The sequence below is a fragment of the Flavobacterium sp. W21_SRS_FM6 genome (genome assembly GCF_052119645.1).
Lineage (GTDB): Bacteria > Pseudomonadota > Gammaproteobacteria > Enterobacterales > Alteromonadaceae > Paraglaciecola.
In genome coordinates, this window is sequence record NZ_JBGQOM010000002.1 from 299624 (window position 1) to 316366 (window position 16743).

General features: G+C 40.8%; 18 protein-coding genes. 10 read left to right on the forward strand and 8 right to left on the reverse strand.

What is annotated here, in order from left to right; all coding sequences use genetic code 11:
• Window positions 1-321 carry a YqcC family protein gene (locus ACEN2L_RS04570; protein WP_306022633.1) on the reverse strand — a complete coding sequence of 107 codons (321 nt, stop codon included), beginning with the start codon at window positions 319-321 and terminating at the stop codon, window positions 1-3.
• Window positions 322-386: 65 nt separating this feature from the next.
• On the opposite strand from ACEN2L_RS04570, the gene ACEN2L_RS04575 reads away from it, so the two are divergent.
• Both ACEN2L_RS04575 and ACEN2L_RS04580 read left to right on the forward strand, forming a co-directional pair.
• Window positions 387-1412: a DUF3549 family protein gene (locus ACEN2L_RS04575; RefSeq protein ID WP_441742049.1), complete on the forward strand. Its 1026-nt coding sequence runs from the start codon at window positions 387-389 to the stop codon at window positions 1410-1412.
• A complete protein-coding gene (locus ACEN2L_RS04580) occupies window positions 1409-1714 on the forward strand; it encodes a DUF3301 domain-containing protein (protein ID WP_306022631.1) in 306 nt (101 codons plus the stop codon). Before ACEN2L_RS04575 ends, ACEN2L_RS04580 begins: the two co-directional genes overlap by 4 nt.
• A 44-nt stretch (window positions 1715-1758) precedes the next feature.
• Here ACEN2L_RS04580 and ACEN2L_RS04585 read toward each other — a convergent pair whose 3' ends face one another.
• The gene (locus ACEN2L_RS04585; protein ID WP_441742051.1) at window positions 1759-2631 is read right to left on the reverse strand and encodes a universal stress protein; all 873 of its coding nucleotides are present in this window, start codon (window positions 2629-2631) and stop codon (window positions 1759-1761) included.
• Between the two features lie 825 nt (window positions 2632-3456).
• On the reverse strand, window positions 3457-4074 hold the full coding sequence (locus ACEN2L_RS04590; RefSeq protein WP_306022629.1) for a GNAT family N-acetyltransferase: 618 nt from the start codon (window positions 4072-4074) through the stop codon (window positions 3457-3459).
• Between the two features lie 263 nt (window positions 4075-4337).
• Between ACEN2L_RS04590 and ACEN2L_RS04595 the strand changes: the two genes are divergently transcribed.
• On the forward strand, window positions 4338-4568 hold the full coding sequence (locus ACEN2L_RS04595; RefSeq protein ID WP_441742054.1) for a DUF2789 family protein: 231 nt from the start codon (window positions 4338-4340) through the stop codon (window positions 4566-4568).
• A 24-nt stretch (window positions 4569-4592) separates the two neighbouring features.
• Here the strand turns inward: ACEN2L_RS04595 and ACEN2L_RS04600 are convergent, their stop codons facing one another.
• Entirely contained in the window at window positions 4593-4970 is a 378-nt protein-coding gene (locus ACEN2L_RS04600; RefSeq protein ID WP_441742055.1) for a DUF3192 domain-containing protein, read from the reverse strand.
• 197 nt (window positions 4971-5167) lie between these two features.
• Between ACEN2L_RS04600 and ACEN2L_RS04605 the strand changes: the two genes are divergently transcribed.
• The gene (locus ACEN2L_RS04605; RefSeq protein WP_441742057.1) at window positions 5168-5452 is read left to right on the forward strand and encodes a hypothetical protein; all 285 of its coding nucleotides are present in this window, start codon (window positions 5168-5170) and stop codon (window positions 5450-5452) included.
• On the opposite strand, the gene syd is transcribed toward ACEN2L_RS04605, so the two are convergent.
• A complete protein-coding gene (gene syd / locus ACEN2L_RS04610; protein WP_441742059.1) occupies window positions 5449-6012 on the reverse strand; it encodes a SecY-interacting protein in 564 nt (187 codons plus the stop codon). The genes ACEN2L_RS04605 and syd overlap by 4 nt on opposite strands.
• A gap of 120 nt (window positions 6013-6132) precedes the next feature.
• Between syd and queF the strand changes: the two genes are divergently transcribed.
• The 6 genes from queF (at window position 6133) to ACEN2L_RS04640 (ending at window position 12174) form a co-directional block, all read left to right on the forward strand.
• On the forward strand, window positions 6133-6972 hold the full coding sequence (gene queF / locus ACEN2L_RS04615; RefSeq protein WP_441742061.1) for an NADPH-dependent 7-cyano-7-deazaguanine reductase QueF: 840 nt from the start codon (window positions 6133-6135) through the stop codon (window positions 6970-6972).
• Window positions 6973-7038: 66 nt separating this feature from the next.
• The gene (ppnN, locus tag ACEN2L_RS04620; protein WP_441742063.1) at window positions 7039-8397 is read left to right on the forward strand and encodes a nucleotide 5'-monophosphate nucleosidase PpnN; all 1359 of its coding nucleotides are present in this window, start codon (window positions 7039-7041) and stop codon (window positions 8395-8397) included.
• A 109-nt stretch (window positions 8398-8506) separates the two neighbouring features.
• Window positions 8507-8881, forward strand: coding sequence for a DUF3192 domain-containing protein (locus tag ACEN2L_RS04625; RefSeq protein ID WP_306022622.1), 375 nt, complete (start codon window positions 8507-8509; stop codon window positions 8879-8881).
• Window positions 8874-10592: a hypothetical protein gene (locus tag ACEN2L_RS04630; RefSeq protein WP_441742066.1), complete on the forward strand. Its 1719-nt coding sequence runs from the start codon at window positions 8874-8876 to the stop codon at window positions 10590-10592. Before ACEN2L_RS04625 ends, ACEN2L_RS04630 begins: the two co-directional genes overlap by 8 nt.
• A gap of 123 nt (window positions 10593-10715) precedes the next feature.
• A complete protein-coding gene (locus tag ACEN2L_RS04635) occupies window positions 10716-11723 on the forward strand; it encodes an isocitrate dehydrogenase (RefSeq protein ID WP_441742067.1) in 1008 nt (335 codons plus the stop codon).
• A gap of 145 nt (window positions 11724-11868) precedes the next feature.
• Window positions 11869-12174: a ComEA family DNA-binding protein gene (locus tag ACEN2L_RS04640; RefSeq protein ID WP_441742069.1), complete on the forward strand. Its 306-nt coding sequence runs from the start codon at window positions 11869-11871 to the stop codon at window positions 12172-12174.
• A gap of 51 nt (window positions 12175-12225) precedes the next feature.
• Here ACEN2L_RS04640 and galU read toward each other — a convergent pair whose 3' ends face one another.
• From galU to ACEN2L_RS04655, 3 genes are all read right to left on the reverse strand, one after another.
• Window positions 12226-13119: a UTP--glucose-1-phosphate uridylyltransferase GalU gene (galU, locus tag ACEN2L_RS04645; protein WP_441742071.1), complete on the reverse strand. Its 894-nt coding sequence runs from the start codon at window positions 13117-13119 to the stop codon at window positions 12226-12228.
• A gap of 3 nt (window positions 13120-13122) precedes the next feature.
• On the reverse strand, window positions 13123-14463 hold the full coding sequence (locus ACEN2L_RS04650; RefSeq protein WP_441742073.1) for a UDP-glucose dehydrogenase family protein: 1341 nt from the start codon (window positions 14461-14463) through the stop codon (window positions 13123-13125).
• Between the two features lie 302 nt (window positions 14464-14765).
• Window positions 14766-16709, reverse strand: a complete 1944-nt coding sequence (locus ACEN2L_RS04655; RefSeq protein ID WP_441742075.1) for a polysaccharide biosynthesis protein — start codon at window positions 16707-16709, stop codon at window positions 14766-14768.
• Window positions 16710-16743: the final 34 nt, after the last annotated feature.

The window sequence follows — 16743 nt, forward strand, 5'->3', positions numbered from 1 at the left end:
CTATTGGTTAAAAATCTTATCAATTTGCGCCAGTACAGGTAATACCAACTCTCGACTTGAGGATTCAGAAAAGCATTGTTCGCCCATAGGGTACAAGCCCATGGTATTAGGCAATGGTTTATCTGAACGCAAATAGATGGTTAATTGTGGAATAAAGATAAATTGTAACCAATGCTCGAATGGCATTTTATCACAGGCAAAGGGCGCCGCACTTTGCAATGCCTCTAAGGACGGTTGCTGCATAGACCACAAGCCTGCTTTTCTTAATACAAATTCGAGTTGCTGCAACTGAGCTTCGACTTCTACAACACTACGTGGCATGATCACCATTCTTTTAGACTACATTTATTTAAGTGGTAACACCTTACTTTAGCGTCAAGGATAACATGAGTCGTATAAATACAATCAGCGAATTTCTGCTGCATGCTGGTACCGATTACCGAATTTTTGATATGGGCAGAGCGATACGCCCCTTATCGAGTCAAACATTTTTAGATTTTGAATTAAATCATATTTCAGCGCCCTACCCTCGCCAACAACATGCTTGGTTTGGCCTGGTGTTTTTTAATAAAGGACTCAGTCAAGAACAGTATATTTGGTTTGTGAAACTTCCTTTAGATGAACAAGGTAAGTTAATCAGTGCGGCACGTAATCAATTTTTGCAAATTGTGGTAGAGGCACTTGGTGCTGAAATGGAAAAAAGTCACAATGCAAAACAGGGTTTACCAGAAAATCCATTTACCTTTGTGCCCAAGCAATCACAACTGGCCAGCTTTAATAGTCTGACGAGGCAAAATCTCGCACTGGCCCCCTCGCAATATTTGGAATTTGCAGAGCAATATTTGCGTAGCCCCCAGAACACCAATTGGCAACAACTATCACTGCAAGGTATCGCTGATCTTACAGCGAAAATCAGCGAAGCGCCTACACACGATTTAGTCATTCAACAATTTTCAAATTTGGCACCCGAAGTTCAAATGGCACTTTGCGAAGCCTTAGAAAATCATCCAGTAAGCACTCGCTTGGGTGAACGACTAATAGATGAGTGGCGGCGCAAAGGCAAAGAGCCTAGCTATTTAATTGCGATTCTGCGCGCCTTAAGCCAAAGTGACGACGAGGCGCAAATCACTCAATTATTAATTGATGTGTTACAACAAGACAACCTCGTTACTCATGATTTGTTAATCTTAATCAGCGCTCGGCATTGGCAAAAATTAAAAGATCAGCAAGTATTAACTCTATTTATCCAACGACTCTCTAGCGCGCCGATAGAATTATTTACCGGGCTATTTCGGGATTTAGTGCAAATTCCTGACTGCCGCGAAATCATGCTAAACGTACTCCGTTGGCCAGAAAAAGAACCTGCATTGGTGCTGCGTATCAGCACCCTTTTTGAGACTCAAAGCCGATGAACTTATTTGATTTGATTGTGTTATTGCTGATTGTGTTAACTGCTATTATGTTTTGGCGGTTTCGCGCAATTGCAGAAACTGCGAATCAGCATCTACATGATTATTGCGAAAGACAAAATTTGCAGCTGTTAAGTATTGCTCGAATTAAAACCAGAATAGGTAGCTATCGGGGGAAACTCGATTTGCACAGTGAATTTTCATTTGAATTTTCTGGCAATGGTGAAGACAGCTACAAGGGTGTACTGACCATGGTGGGATTAAAAGCTTTAGATTTATACACCCCAGCCTATCGAATTCAATAAGCAAGCTACTAATAACTGTCGTATGCCCTAAGCCACATACAACCTTAGGGTTTGACAACTAATACATCGCAGTCAATAGTGTTGACTAAGTTGGCTGCGGTATCGCCAAACAATCGATCCAAAATGCCATGATCTGCATTGTTACCTATCACAACTAATTCAGCATTTAGATGCGCCGCGGTATCAGGGATGGCAAAATCTGGCGTCCCCTCCACAATATGCAAGGATTGTTGCGCTAGTGCATATTGTTCCACGTAGCCTTCTAATAAGGCTTGATGGTGAGTGAGTATACTTGCAGTACGTTTGAAGCGGCCTGATTTATCTAATTCAAAAGACATAGACGCCACCTCACCCCAAAAACAATCTATAACGTGCAATTGCCCTTTTAGGTGGTGCGCCATGCACTCACTCAACTTGAGTATGTCGACATTAAGCTTATGATTAATTTCACTGCGATCATCAACATCGAGGCAAGCTAATACTTCAATATCGGTATCCCACACACGTGATTTAACTATCCAAACTGGTACAGAACAGTTCGCGATAAAATAATGATCAAGACGTGAACCAAATATACCATCAAAAAAGTGCATGCCACTACTCAATTTCAACACCAAGTCTATTTGATGTTGTTTTATCGTTTGCTCAAATTCTTCAGGGTGAAAATGTTGATGAGTAAAAAGATAACTCACCTCAATATCTAAGTTAAATTCAGTTAATAAATGGGTGAACTCGGCGATTTGCGAGCGTTGCCACTGCAGCCACAACTCAGTATTTTTAGGGTCACATTGCTCCGTATGTCGATATATCTTGATGGTTTGTAAGGTGTTGCCTAAGCAAGCGACTGTGCGTCGTAAAACAGCTAAATCGTGATGGTTATCGTCGATGATGACGAAGGCGTGTTGACACATAGGCATTGAAATGTTCCTTAATCACATTGATATTTATGCAAACGCACTAACAGTCTAGCTGATTAAAAACCACACAGGTACCCTGTTTTTAACTTTCATATTTATACGATTTTTGATACCAATTTCATGTGGAGTATTGCGCTGAATATATGGGGGAAGTTTGTTTCGGTGTAAATAAAAAAGGCGCATTATGAATGTCTATTCAAAATGCGCCTCTTTACTGAATTTTGAGAGTCCCTCTCTGCTATCCATTGCAAAATCTATCCTGAAAATATCCCTATTACGCCCTTTCCATCAAGTCTCATTCTTCCTAATGAGGCACCATCCCTTGTGTGTCCTAGAATCCATTCGCCTCGTCAATCCTTTGCGAGATACCATCCTTTGCACGTCCTTTATCCTAACTTACATCCAATGCAAGCAGCCGTCCTAGCTATCCCTTCCCTAATTTACTCTCCGAGCAAATAAAGCATCCTGCTTTTCCTAATTCCATTTTTAAGTAAATACTATTACCTAACTCTTCAATCCTGAAGTTGTCCAAGTTCTTCCTTGTGTCTTCCTGACTCGTCGTGTTTCCTTGTGACGCAGTAACTATAAATCAATCCGTAAACTTTACTAGCGAGGGAAAATTATCTTTACAAGAAATATGGCAAATAAAGGAGAGTAACAAACAAAAGTTATTAAAAAACAATTGGTTAAAAGTGCCGTATGAAAAGAGCGACTACGATTTTACGTAATGACGTACAGAGTTGTAAGAGATCTCTTACAACAAGTAGAGGAGATTGACTGGCTTAATGCTTGAAAGAATAAAAACTGAAAAATAGATAAACTCATTTATCTGTGCCTAAACATAATATGACCTTTAATTCGGCCTGCTTGGACTGCCTCAATTAAGGTATAATTGCCATCTTCAAAAAATGACAAACATTTAGGTAGTGTAACAAACATACCTACGCCTTCACTTTTTGGATCTTCAAGCATGACGCTCTCAATCGCTCCCATCAATATATGTCCAAGCCCTCTATGCTGATGGTCAGGATGAACGCCAATAAAAGACAACATGTGAAAATACTGACTCGGCATGTGTTCACGAACAACTGATTCTTTTTCAAGCATTTGTTTGGTGCCCATAAAACCCGCTGTAAGCAGCATTTTTAAACGCCAATGCCAAAACCGATTTGAACCTACAGAAGTACTCGGTAAGTTTAAGCATGCCACCGCCACTAGTCGGTCTTCATCAAACAACCCGATCATCGGCTGCTTAGCTTGCCAAAACGCATTTAATTCTTCACGTATTGCAGAGCGTAAGCGGGATTCATAACCCTCTTTTTCAACTTCAAAAATATCAATAAATAGAGGGTCGTCGTGGTAGGCTAAGTAGAGTATCGAGGCGGCTATTTTTAAATCTTCTGCAGTTAAATAGATTGCTTTTATTTTGCTATTATCAGTCACTTGAGCCTCACAGATACAATCATTGACAAAATCCTTGTGATTTTTAACTACTGTATCCTAAGCGAATAAACTTGTTAACTGATTCGTTAACATTTTATTAATAATTAGACTCGACACTGAATAAAATAGCCGTTTATTCTTAATATTTACTAAGAAACAATGTGTTATAGAATAATTTAATACTCTGTTTATCGCTTATATGGGCTCAATCACAATATTTTCATACCGAGCGGCAGTTACCCAATAACCTGAGGAGATAACGAATGGAACAATATCATACCGCGATGAGTGAGCTTTTTGCTCAACTAGGCTTACCGAATGAAGCCAACGAGATGCAGGCGTTTATTAAAAACCATGCAGGTTTGGCAGCAAACACCAAAATTGAAAGTGCTGGGTTTTGGACTCCAGCGCAAGCAGCATTTTTAAAAACAGCTTTGGCTGAAGACGGTGAGTGGGCCGAAGTTATCGACCAACTCAGCAATGCTTTAAGGTAACCTTGTATCGAATAGGGGGAATGGTTAATTAACCGAGGCCGCCATCAATTTATACGCAGTGTCTCCCCACCCTGCGAGTTCTCCATTTTTAAAGATGAGTGGCGTACACTCGTCTTTTGTTGTGACCCCATCGCCCTCTAAACGTTGAGTGCGAAAGTATAGTACCTGGTAGGTATTACCTTTATTTTCATAATATTCATTAAAATCTGGTGTTCCCATTCGCGAAGTGACTTCTTTAAACGAAAGAAGTGGTGACAACGCATTAATCCCACGACGATTCTTTTGTTCTTTGTCTTGCCAATCAGACTGATAAGCATGATCACTATCGCCATCAACTGAAATAACACAACCACTTAAAGCAAGTGACGTCCCTAACATCGCCGCGAATACTAGCTTACGCATGAATATCTCCCATTTTTATCATTAATTAGTGTTTTAAATTGCTGGAATATAGAATAATTAAGCCAACCAGAGGCCTCTATTCAAAAATGAAGCCAGAACGTTAAGTTACTGAATTTAAAGAATTAACGGTAAAACCAGACGATTTATTTTGGTATTTAATAGCGAAAACGCTAACTTTTTAAGGAGATTAACCAATAATGCACAGTTCAAACCACGCCTTAGCTGCATGTCAAAAAATACACCGTTTAGGTAAAACGCCTACCGTGGCATTGGTTCGTCAATATTCAAGTCAATCATTAACCATCCCAGAAATAGTCAAAGCCATACAAATGTGGAAAAACAATCCCAAAATAGTAATAGAAGAGCCTAAAGAAACTAAATTAAGCGCCCCAGATAACCTAGAAGAGCGCGTAAAAATGTTAGAAAAACACGTAGTTGAGCTAAGTAATAAATTAGACAGCCTAATGCGAGCGGCCACTTAATCGGAATTCACAATAATGACGGGGTCGATTGACAATAAAAATTGGGCTAGGTTTGGAGCAATCACTTTTTTGGCCTCCATTCCTACTTGTTCTAATACCACCTCTCCGGTTTGATTATTCACGCACAGAATTTCGTCTTCCTCGTCGGTCAGGCCAAAAAATAGGGTTTCGCTTTGCTTTAAGCGCCTTTTCATTAGAATGTGACCAATTAAGTTTTGTTGAAGACGCTCAAAATCCGCTTCGTTCCACACTTGGATTAATTCTAATGGCCCAAAATGATGTTGCGCGGCTAAGTTATCACTCCAATAACATTGATAGAAACTTTTAATGCTAGGGTGCACTTGTATATTTAGCGCTTTTTCGAAGTCTGACCAATCATTTTCTTGACTCTGACGCACTGGTTGCCAATTTACGTTGCCACCGTTACCGGCTCGATCTAGGTAGCACGCCGAAGGCCATTCTGGGTCAAACTCAATCAATAACGCCGATTTATCGCTTTGGGCTTTTTGTAATAGTCGATGAATAAAACCATCTATTGCATCACTTACTTCTTGGGACATCACGTTTCTCTGCATTAAATCCAATATAACGAACAAAATAACCGATCCACATGTTCTAGTCATTTCTGATGTACGCTAAACTACTAAATACTTTGCAAACAATGATTTAAGAGTACAGATATGGCGAGTAGCGCTGATAAAACTGCTATTTTAAGCAATTTGAGTCTTGGTAAAATAACCGAATACCAAGAAAATTATGCCCCAGAGCTGTTACAAGGTGTGCCTCGAAGTCTTAATCGAGAAGAGATTCAGCTTCAGCATGACTTGCCCTTTACTGGCGTTGATCGATGGACAGGCTATGAGTTGTCATGGCTCAATCCCAAAGGCAAACCCCAGATTGCAATTCTACAGTGTGAGGTACCAGCGTCATCCTCTCATTTGATTGAGTCCAAATCATTTAAGTTATATTTAAACAGCTTTAACCAAAGCCATTTTGATTCATTAGAACAGGTCCAGCGAACGATCCAACAAGACTTATCGTTGTGCGCCAACGAACAAGTGATGGTTAAACTGGTTAGCCCGAGAGAATTTAACACCTTAGTGATGTCGCCTTTGCATGCTCATTCCATAGACGAGTTAGACATTGATATTAACGAATACCAGCTAAACCCTGCTTTATTAACTGTAGAAGAGCAATGGATAGAAGAAACCCTTTGTAGCGACTTATTAAAATCAAATTGTTTGATTACCAATCAGCCCGATTGGGGTAGCGTATTGATCCGCTACGCAGGAAAAAAAATACATCATGAATCTTTACTCAGGTATTTGATTTCATTCAGAAAGCATAACGAATTTCATGAACAATGTGTAGAAAGGATTTTTTGTGACATTATGCAACACTGCTCACCACAACATTTAACGGTTTATGCGCGCTATACTCGTCGCGGAGGCTTGGACATCAATCCATTTCGCAGCAACTTTGAGCAGATTTATCCCGAGTTTAGATTAGCTCGACAGTAGCTAAATAAGGCAACGCTTAGCGCCATTGTTTACACAACAATGACTCAGAATAAAAGAGAACGAAATATGCATAGTATTCAACTAAACCCCTTAGGATCGATGAGCCAATTGTCACAGATAGAAGTTGATTCATTAAGTAAATCAGCCGATGGCGATCTCTATCACGTATTCAGAAATTGTTGTTTAGCGGTTCTGTATAGTGGTGCTGAAATTGACAACTGTGAAAATATTTTTGAGCCTCACCGTGACTTTGACATAAGACTTATCGGCAGAGAGCGTGGCGTTAAAATTGAGTTAATTAACCCACCGGCCCTCGCCTTTGTGGATGGCAAACTCATCAAAGGCGTGCACGAACATATTTTTGCTGTTCTTAGAGATTTACTGCACATAGGTGCGAAGTATGCACTTACCTCATCGCTTGGAAAATTAGACAGTCACGTCTTAACCAATTCCGTATTCGATATGCTCAGACATGCTCAAGTACTAAAAAATACCGCAGAACTCAATTTGGTTGTGTGTTGGGGCGGGCATTCAATAGGCGAAATTGAATATCAATATACCAAAGAAGTGGGCTACCAATTAGGCTTGCGAGAACTCAATATTTGTACCGGTTGTGGACCTGGTGCGATGAAGGGTCCGATGAAAGGTGCCACCATCGGCCATGCCAAACAACGTTATAAGAACGGTCGGTACCTTGGCATTACCGAGCCCAGCATTATTGCCGCTGAACCGCCTAATGCCATCGTGAATGAGCTTGTGATTATGCCTGACATCGAAAAGCGCCTAGAGGCCTTTGTTAGAATGGCGCATGCCATTGTTATTTTCCCTGGCGGCGCGGGTACCGCTGAAGAATTATTATATTTAATTGGTATTATGCTGAATCCACAAAACAAAGATCAGGTACTGCCCATTATCTTAACAGGGCCAGAGCAAAGTAAGGGGTATTTTGAGGCACTCGACAACTTTATTGGTTTAACCTTAGGCAAAGAGGCACAAGATCTTTACGAAATTATCGTCGGCGATGCGGCGTTGGTTGCCAGCACCATTAAACAAAAACAAAGCGTCGTAAAAAATTATCGAAAAGAAAAAGGCGATTCTTTTGACTATAACTGGTCATTAAAAATTTCACCTGAGTTTCAATTACCCTTCATTCCGAATCATGAAAACATGTCAGGCTTGAATTTACATTTTGAGCAACCCAAGGCTGAACTAGCAGCATCCTTACGTAAAGCGTTTTCAGGCATTGTGGCCGGCAATGTGAAAGCTGAAGGGGTAAAACTTATTCGAGAAAAAGGGCCATTCTTATTACACGGCGACTCCGAAATGATGGAAGTAATGGATACCTTACTTGAATCCTTTGTAAAACAACAACGTATGAAATTACCAGGTTCAGAATATCAACCTTGTTATAAAGTCGTGAAGTAAACCACAAATAAGACTAAGGTAGATTCACAAATTTTTACGCTTAAGCGTTACCTGTTTAAAGCGAAATAAAATATAATTTCTAAGATCACAATGACTAAGTTAGATAAAAATGAATAATAAAATAGCTATAAGAATTGGTATCGGTGTGTTGTTGTATGGATTTTTTGTGGTGGCAGTGCTTCTATTTTATCCCGATAAACCAGAAGACATGGATTGGAAAGATCGTGAAGAATACAACAAGATCCAAATCGCAAAGATTGAACTGGGCCTAAATAAACAAGACATTCTAGCCTTATTAGGGAACCCTGATATCACTGAAGCCAAAAGATTAGCTGACAAAGAGATGCAGGTGATGTTTTATCGTACCCAACATAAACAAGCCGATGGCATTACGACTCAAGATGAATGCACCCCACTGTTATTTGTGGATGGGCAATTAATCGCTTGGGGAGACAGCGCTTACCAAAGTTATATCGATGGATGAGTTAAATTACTCATCCCTTTTTAACTTATATCAACAACTCGAACAAATAAGCACCGAGTTGGAAAATCCACCATTTCAAGCCACACTTACCAGCAAATTAGTTGTTTTTACCAATCAATTTTTATTGTTCGCTAAAAAACACCCTGACGTGTTTAGCGCTCAGCCCCACCTATATAAATCGCAGTTTTCCCCTGAAGTAAACGTGATGTTTAATACCTTGGTTTACTTAAGTGTAATAGCAAGCCGCAATAAACTCGATGAAACCGTTCTACAGCAACTGTTAATTGCAGCCATCTGCGTAAGCTCTAGCGCTGACTCGCCTCAGGCATCTAACAACAAAACCGAGATTAAAACCAGTTTACTGCATGCACAGTTAACCTTGTTTGCTGCTTCTCGCTGGAAGTTATGCCGCCGTATGTTAGTAGTCAAAGAATATGCTTTAAGATACTTACACAAAAATTCTAACAAACTGGCTAAACTAGATACCCTACAATCCTTGCTATTTATTGCCGTCAAACTCGCTAGCTTGACCCGAAATAACGGAAAAACAGCGCCTTTAAGTTTTGCGCACGCTCTGAAAAAAATATGTCTAGACGCCCCGCAGCATTGGTACGCCCTACTCAGGCCCTTGATGTTCTATCCATCACTAATACCGCCGGGCTCTACTTTAAAAGATCAACATGACGACCTACAGCTTTGTCTCGCGCTCCAGCCTGAAAAAACAATTATTTACCCACTTTTAACTGCCAACGACACCATCAAGCAAATACCAATTCGAATAATAGAAACAGCAAAAGTGAAACAGGTTTTTTCAGTGCAAAAACTGCCTAACATTATTAAGTTAGATGAGTATTGGGGGCCCAAATTTCAACAAATCAGAGCGGCTAAATCCGAAACCATAAGCCTTTGGAATAAAAAGACCAGCCTAAGCTCTGTACCATCAAGCTTAGTCGCCATTCAGCTTGAACTGAATACACCTCAACCTAATGTGGATAAAATTGTCGCGATACTGGAAAAAGAACAAGCTTTTTCCACGCAGTTGCAACACATTGCAAGTGCCAATAGTCGGCTTATGTTACCTATCGTTAGCTCTCGCCATGGGCTATTAATGAATGGCTTTGATCGCTCATATCAAAGCTTACTACAGCACAGTTTATTGTCTCGTTTAACGCAAGAAACCTTTCCTCTGCAAAATAGATTAGCTAACTTTACGCAGTTGTTTTGCTTTACGGCAGATGAAATCTCAAAACGTCTCGCAAGTAAAGCTTCCGACTTAGCTTCTACGGTTTGTCTATTCGCTTTATCGTATTTTTTTATTTCGCCAATGATCAGAACTCGGCACATGTGGCAACCAATCCCAGTAGAGCATTACAAACTCAGTCACCTTTTTGCACTTGAACATCCAGAGCAGTTCAAGCAATTTCCGGTAAAGTTGGCCCAAGCATGGCAACAACCTAAACAGGTAATTATTGCCTTAAAGCAGCTATCGATGGGCGATAGCCACATAGGCGCTTCTCAAATTTGCCTTGTTATTGGCCTAGCACTTATCGCAAGCAGGGACATTTATTTTCAAGAAAATGCGAGCTGTGAACACACTGAATTATTTAAACAAAACGCTTTTAAACAGTTAAAATTTAGTCAAACCCTATTCGACGAATTGCTCAAAGACCTTGCATTAAAAAACCAAGTATATTGCAGCCTTAGCTTTTAAACGATTTAGTGGCAAACTAGAAAAAAATAGGAATTTGTGGTATAAACGCGCCCTAAAATTGGCTTACGCCGTAAAAATAATAAAACCCTACATCGACAACCTTTTAAAACGACAGGAACATTTATGACTAAGCAAAGAATAACCGTTATCCGTGGAGACGGTATAGGGCCAGATATTATTGATTCAGCCTTACAGGTACTTGATAAAGTAGGGTGTGATTTTGAATATGACTTCGCCGATGCAGGCTTAGTCGCCTTAGAAAATCACGGTGAGTTATTACCTCAAGAAACCTTAGATTTAATTGCCAAAAATAAAGTAGCATTAAAAGGTCCACTCACTACACCAGTGGGAGAAGGTTTCACATCAATTAACGTTAGCTTACGTAAAAAGTTCCAGCTTTACGCTAACTTACGCCCGGTGATCTCTTTTAAAGGGACCAAAGCGCGGTATCAAGATATTGATATTGTGACTGTGCGCGAAAACACAGAAGGCATGTATTGTGGTTTAGGCCAAATAGTCTCGCCAGATGGCAGTCGAGCCGAAGCAAAGAGCGTGATCACTCGTGAAGGCGCAGAGCGCATTTTAGTTTACGCATACGAAATGGCGCGCCGCGATAAACGTAAAAAAGTCACCGCGGTACATAAAGCCAATATATTGAAATCAACGTCTGGCTTGTTCTTGAAGGTCGCCCGTGAAGTCGCACAGCGTTATCCTGATATAGAATCAAACGAAATGATCGTTGATAACACCTGTATGCAGTTAGTGATGAACCCTCACCAATTCGACGTGATCGTTACCACCAACTTATTTGGTGATATTTTATCAGACTTATGTGCTGGTTTAGTGGGTGGTTTGGGAATGGCTCCAGGCGCTAACATAGGTACTGATTGCGCAATATTCGAAGCTGTACATGGTTCAGCACCTGATATCGCTGGTAAAAACTTGGCGAATCCTACCTCTGTCATTTTAGCTTCTGTACAAATGTTAGAATATCTAAAAATGGGTGAACAGGCAGATAAGATAAGACATGCACTTAAAGATGTCATTGAGTCTGGCGACCGCACAACCCGCGATCTTGGCGGCGTACATGGCACAAGTGACTTCACTCAGGCACTATTAGAACGTCTATAAACAACAAGAAGGTGCTGGATGATTATTCCAGCATCTGAGTTTTTTCAGAAAATTTTTACCCTACTTTCTTTACCAATCGCTAAGTCTGAACTACTTTTTCTTTGATGCATTCGCATCCTAATGGAAATATGAATAAGGACTCGTTATGAAAAAGATCATTCCCCTTTTGCTGTTATCCAGCACAATTTTATTTTCAATCTCACCTGTGGTTTTAGCGAATTCAGTGGTTGATAAAACCCAAACGATGCAGATGAAAATACAGAAAATCAATGTTAATACCGCGACGTTAGACGAATTAATGGCATTGCCAGGTGTTGGAGCCAAGAAAGCTGCAGCTATTGTTGAATACCGTGACAAGATGGGTAAATTTACGTCACTTGAGCAATTAGCTGATGTAAAAGGAATTGGTAAAAAAATGCTTGAGAAGATGAAAGACCACGTTAGTCTTTGAGGAAAATAGCTCGGCAACTATCATTGCCGAGCTATTTTTTAAAAGGTACGACTACAGCTCTAAGCCTTTCAAAAAGCCTTTAAATTGCTCACCTAGCTCGGGGTGGCGCAGTGCAAACTCAACATTTGCCGTCATATAACCTAACTTACTACCACAATCATGGCTACGGCCTTTCATATAGTAAGCATCAACTTGCTCAGTTTTCATTAGCGATGCAATAGCATCGGTTAATTGAACTTCATCACCAGCACCTGGAGGAGTCAGTTCTAATAAATCCCAAATTTTACCAGAAAGCACGTAACGCCCCACCACTGCTAGGTCAGATGGAGCATCTTCTAGTGCAGGTTTTTCAACCATGTCGTAAATTTTACCGGATTCGCCAGGCTTTAGTACTAAGCCTTCTAAATCAACTACACCGTATTTACTCACATCTTCTTGAGGAACTTGCTCAACCATAATTTGACTTACACGACTGGTGTTAAATTTAGCCACCATATCTGCCAAGTTCTCTTTTTTCGGATTGTGCGTGTATTCATCAATAATGACATCAGGTAACACCACGGCAAAGGGCGCATCACCTACCATAGGGCGAGCACACAACACAGCGTGGCCTAAACCTTTCGCTACGCCCTGGCGGACGTGCATTATCGTCACGTCTTTTGGACAAATGCCCTGAACCGCTTCAAGTAACTGGCGCTTAACCCGTTTTTCTAATGTGGCCTCAAGCTCAAAACTGGTATCAAAATGATTTTCGATGCTGTTTTTACTGGCATGAGTCACTAAGATAATTTCTTTTATGCCCGCGTTTATACACTCGGTTACTACGTATTGAATAAGAGGTTTATCAACAACAGGTAGCATTTCCTTGGGAATTGCTTTCGTTGCCGGCAACATTCTTGTTCCCAACCCTGCGACAGGGATAACCGCTTTTTTAACTTGACTCATTTTTTAATGTTCCTTAACTGAAAGTCCGCGTCCAATTGCATAGTAATGCAAACCGTGTTCCATCATCATCTGTGGCTCAAATAAATTACGGCCATCAAAAATCAGAGGTAAACTCAATTTACTCTTAATTAAATCAAAATCAGGTGCTCTAAATGATTGCCATTCTGTACAAATCACCAAGAAATCAGCGCCTTCTAAAGCTGCCTCTTTCGTCCCCATCAAAGATAACTCTGAACGATTACCATAAATACGTTGAGTCTCTTCCATTGCTTCTGGATCATAGGCCTTAACCTTAGCGCCAGCAGCCCATAGTCTTTCCATCAATACGCGGCTAGAAGCCTCGCGCATATCATCCGTGTTGGGTTTAAATGACAAACCCCACAATGCCACGGTTTTCCCAGACACATCGCCACCAAAGTGTCGAAGAATGTATTCAAATAGTTTTTCTTTTTGCGCGTAGTTAACCGCTTCAACCGCTTCTAATACTTGGGCAGTGTAACCTACGCCCTGAGCACTACGGACTAAGGCTTGCACATCTTTGGGGAAACATGACCCACCATAGCCACAGCCTGGGTAAATAAACTGATAGCCAATACGCGGGTCCGAACCGATACCTCTGCGCACGTTTTCAATGTCAGCACCAAAACGTTCAGCAAGGTTGGCCATTTCATTCATAAAACTAATTTTGGTTGCTAACATACAGTTAGCGGCATACTTGGTTAACTCGGCACTGCGAATATCCATCACGATTATTTTGTCGTGATTACGGTTAAACGGTGAATATAACTCGCGAAGTTTCTTTTCTGCTTTAGCGCTGTCTGTTCCTAAAATAATACGATCAGGGCGCATGCAGTCATTAACCGCAGCCCCCTCTTTTAAGAATTCTGGGTTTGAAACCACATCAAAAGTTTGGGTTTTACCCAATTTAGCCAATGTTTCAGATACTTTGGCTTTAACCCGGTCAGCAGTACCAACAGGAACGGTTGACTTGTTAATAATGATTTTGTGTTTATTCATATGAGTAGCAATAGTTTCTGCCACTGCCAACACATACTTTAGATCGGCCGAACCATCTTCATCAGGCGGAGTACCAACAGCAATAAAAATAACCTCTCCATGTTCAATACCGCGCGCGGCATCAGTCGTAAAATCTACACGACCCGCTTCATAGTTAGAAGTGACTAAAGGCGTTAAACCGGGCTCAAAAATAGGAATATGGCCTTGTTTTAACTTATCAACTTTAGCTTGGTCTACGTCGATACACACCACATCATGACCGACTTCTGCCATGACTGCGGCTTGCACCAAGCCAACATAACCGATCCCAAATACTGTAACTTTCAATGTCAAATCTCCTGAGGCTAAACTAGGTTTAGGATACCAATTAGGCGGGGCAGAACAAGCAAAAGATTAAGGGGAGTAAAAAAAATTATCGCTTAAATATTAATCTTGGCTAAAAGCAACAACTAAAATATAGAGTGGCGATAAAAACTAACAAGCCAATGAAAAATTTTAACAAGACAGGTGGCTCAAATAGCAAAAAATATATGGATAATAGATTTGATGCCTATCTGGATTGACATCCAAATAGGCATCACTCAAACAATGATAAAAAACAAATGACCTTTGATATCAATGAAGGGGTTTTACGATTGTTTTAGATTTCTCACTGATAGAGAAACAACATTTTTGCTATTCTCAGACTCTTTCATTCTCTCCAACCATACTAGATCACAAATACCATCTGTTGGATTAAAACCGATTGGCGATGTAAGTAGAATTTCACGAATAGTCTGATGATCAAAGTTATGACAAGCCACATCAAGTCTATCTAAAATGACTTCAAGTTTATCCCAGGGCAGATACACTTCGTGAGCAGTCATAATTCTTTCATGAGCCGTACCACTCACATCATCACCAATAAGTAATTCTTCATAGAGCTTTTCACCAGGGCGCATCCCCGTATATTCAACGGCGATATCACCTTCAGGATTTTTATCATCTTTTGCTTTAAGACCACTCAAGTGAATCATTTTGTAGGCTAAATCAACTATTTTAACTGGAGCACCCATATCCAATACAAATACGTCACCACCTTCCCCCATGGCTCCAGCTTGTATAACCAACTGCGAAGCCTCGGGTATCGTCATAAAAAATCGCGTGATTTCTGGGTGAGTAACCGTTATCGGCCCACCATTGGCAATCTGATTTCGAAACAACGGTACTACAGAGCCTGATGACCCCAAAACATTGCCAAAGCGCACCATGCAAAAGCGCGTGTGTTTTGCTTCTTTGTCCAAAGCTTGAAGCACTAACTCAGCCATGCGCTTAGTTGCGCCCATGACATTGGTGGGCCGAACAGCTTTATCAGTCGAGATTAAAACAAAGGTTTCAACTTTAGCCGCAATGGCGGCTCGGGCGGTGTAATAGGTACCAAATACATTATTTCTTACCCCTTCAACCACGTTTTGCTCAACCAGTGGTACATGTTTGTATGCTGCTGCGTGATAAACCGTTTGCACGCCAAAAGACTGCATAACAGCTAAAACCCTATTCTCTCGTTGAATAGACCCTTGCATGGGCATGATCTCAACAGTAATACTTTTTGAATGTGCGATGCTTTTGAGCTCACTTTCGATACTGTACAAGCAGTATTCAGACAATTCATACAACACCAATTTTTTCGGGGAATAATTTAAAATTTGACGGCAAAGCTCAGAACCAATCGAACCACCAGCCCCCGTGACCATCACTACCTTACCTTTTATATTGGCAGACATTAATTTAGCATCAGGCACAACAGAGTCACGTCCTAATAAATCTTCTACCTCTACATGTTTCACATCAGAATAAAGTTTATTACCGCTAACCAAATCATTAGTTGACGGAATCGTGAGCACTTGAACAGCTAATGGCTCTAAGGTTAGTAATATCTGCTTGCGTCGAGAGCGGCTAGCGCTGGGAACAGCTAATAGCACTTTTCTAACACCGTACTGTTTTACTAATTTCTTAATAATGGATGGTGAATGAACATAAACACCTTGGATAACCGTACCGTGTAGGGTTGGATCATCATCAACAAAGGCCATTGTGCGGAATTCATGGCTCTGCGCAAGTGAAGTGGCTAATTGCCGCCCACTAACACCAGCACCATAAATAATAACGTGCTCGCCTACTCGCTTAATACCACTGCCAAATGCTGAACGTACAATGGCCCTAGAGCCACCAATCAGCACCAAAGCAAAGGCGGCATAAATAATCGGCACGGTTCTGGGTAGAGACAAGCCTCCATAGTAACTAGTCAGTACCATAGAAAGAGTTGATACAACCACGCCTAAAATAACAGCCGTTAACGCTTGCAAACCCATGTAGCGCAACACGGCCCGGTATAAACCAAGCCGCATGAAAGTAAAAATACTCAGTGGGCATACGATTAACAAAAACATCCAATAGTGCGACTCAAATACCACACTAAAGTTGTCTAGTCTCACGGCCAACGCGGCAAAAAAAGCCGCTAATATAAATATGGTATCCGCCAGCACGCTTACAAGTCGTTTTTGCGCGCGAGGCATCGAAAAAAATATCTGCATAAAGTCCAATTTCTTCAATTAAGCTCGTTATCTT

What these genes read in the sequence shown, in the direction of transcription:
- ACEN2L_RS04570 (WP_306022633.1), bottom strand. Translation starts at nt 321, where the DNA reads ATGCCACGTAGTGTTGTAGAAGTCGAAGCTCAGTTGCAGCAACTCGAA.
- ACEN2L_RS04575 (WP_441742049.1), top strand. Translation starts at nt 387, where the DNA reads ATGAGTCGTATAAATACAATCAGCGAATTTCTGCTGCATGCTGGTACC.
- ACEN2L_RS04580 (WP_306022631.1), top strand. Translation starts at nt 1,409, where the DNA reads ATGAACTTATTTGATTTGATTGTGTTATTGCTGATTGTGTTAACTGCT.
- ACEN2L_RS04585 (WP_441742051.1), bottom strand. Translation starts at nt 2,631, where the DNA reads ATGCCTATGTGTCAACACGCCTTCGTCATCATCGACGATAACCATCAC.
- ACEN2L_RS04595 (WP_441742054.1), top strand. Translation starts at nt 4,338, where the DNA reads ATGGAACAATATCATACCGCGATGAGTGAGCTTTTTGCTCAACTAGGC.
- ACEN2L_RS04600 (WP_441742055.1), bottom strand. Translation starts at nt 4,970, where the DNA reads ATGCGTAAGCTAGTATTCGCGGCGATGTTAGGGACGTCACTTGCTTTA.
- ACEN2L_RS04605 (WP_441742057.1), top strand. Translation starts at nt 5,168, where the DNA reads ATGCACAGTTCAAACCACGCCTTAGCTGCATGTCAAAAAATACACCGT.
- syd (WP_441742059.1), bottom strand. Translation starts at nt 6,012, where the DNA reads ATGTCCCAAGAAGTAAGTGATGCAATAGATGGTTTTATTCATCGACTA.
- queF (WP_441742061.1), top strand. Translation starts at nt 6,133, where the DNA reads ATGGCGAGTAGCGCTGATAAAACTGCTATTTTAAGCAATTTGAGTCTT.
- ppnN (WP_441742063.1), top strand. Translation starts at nt 7,039, where the DNA reads ATGCATAGTATTCAACTAAACCCCTTAGGATCGATGAGCCAATTGTCA.
- ACEN2L_RS04625 (WP_306022622.1), top strand. Translation starts at nt 8,507, where the DNA reads ATGAATAATAAAATAGCTATAAGAATTGGTATCGGTGTGTTGTTGTAT.
- ACEN2L_RS04630 (WP_441742066.1), top strand. Translation starts at nt 8,874, where the DNA reads ATGGATGAGTTAAATTACTCATCCCTTTTTAACTTATATCAACAACTC.
- ACEN2L_RS04635 (WP_441742067.1), top strand. Translation starts at nt 10,716, where the DNA reads ATGACTAAGCAAAGAATAACCGTTATCCGTGGAGACGGTATAGGGCCA.
- ACEN2L_RS04640 (WP_441742069.1), top strand. Translation starts at nt 11,869, where the DNA reads ATGAAAAAGATCATTCCCCTTTTGCTGTTATCCAGCACAATTTTATTT.
- galU (WP_441742071.1), bottom strand. Translation starts at nt 13,119, where the DNA reads ATGAGTCAAGTTAAAAAAGCGGTTATCCCTGTCGCAGGGTTGGGAACA.
- ACEN2L_RS04655 (WP_441742075.1), bottom strand. Translation starts at nt 16,709, where the DNA reads ATGCAGATATTTTTTTCGATGCCTCGCGCGCAAAAACGACTTGTAAGC.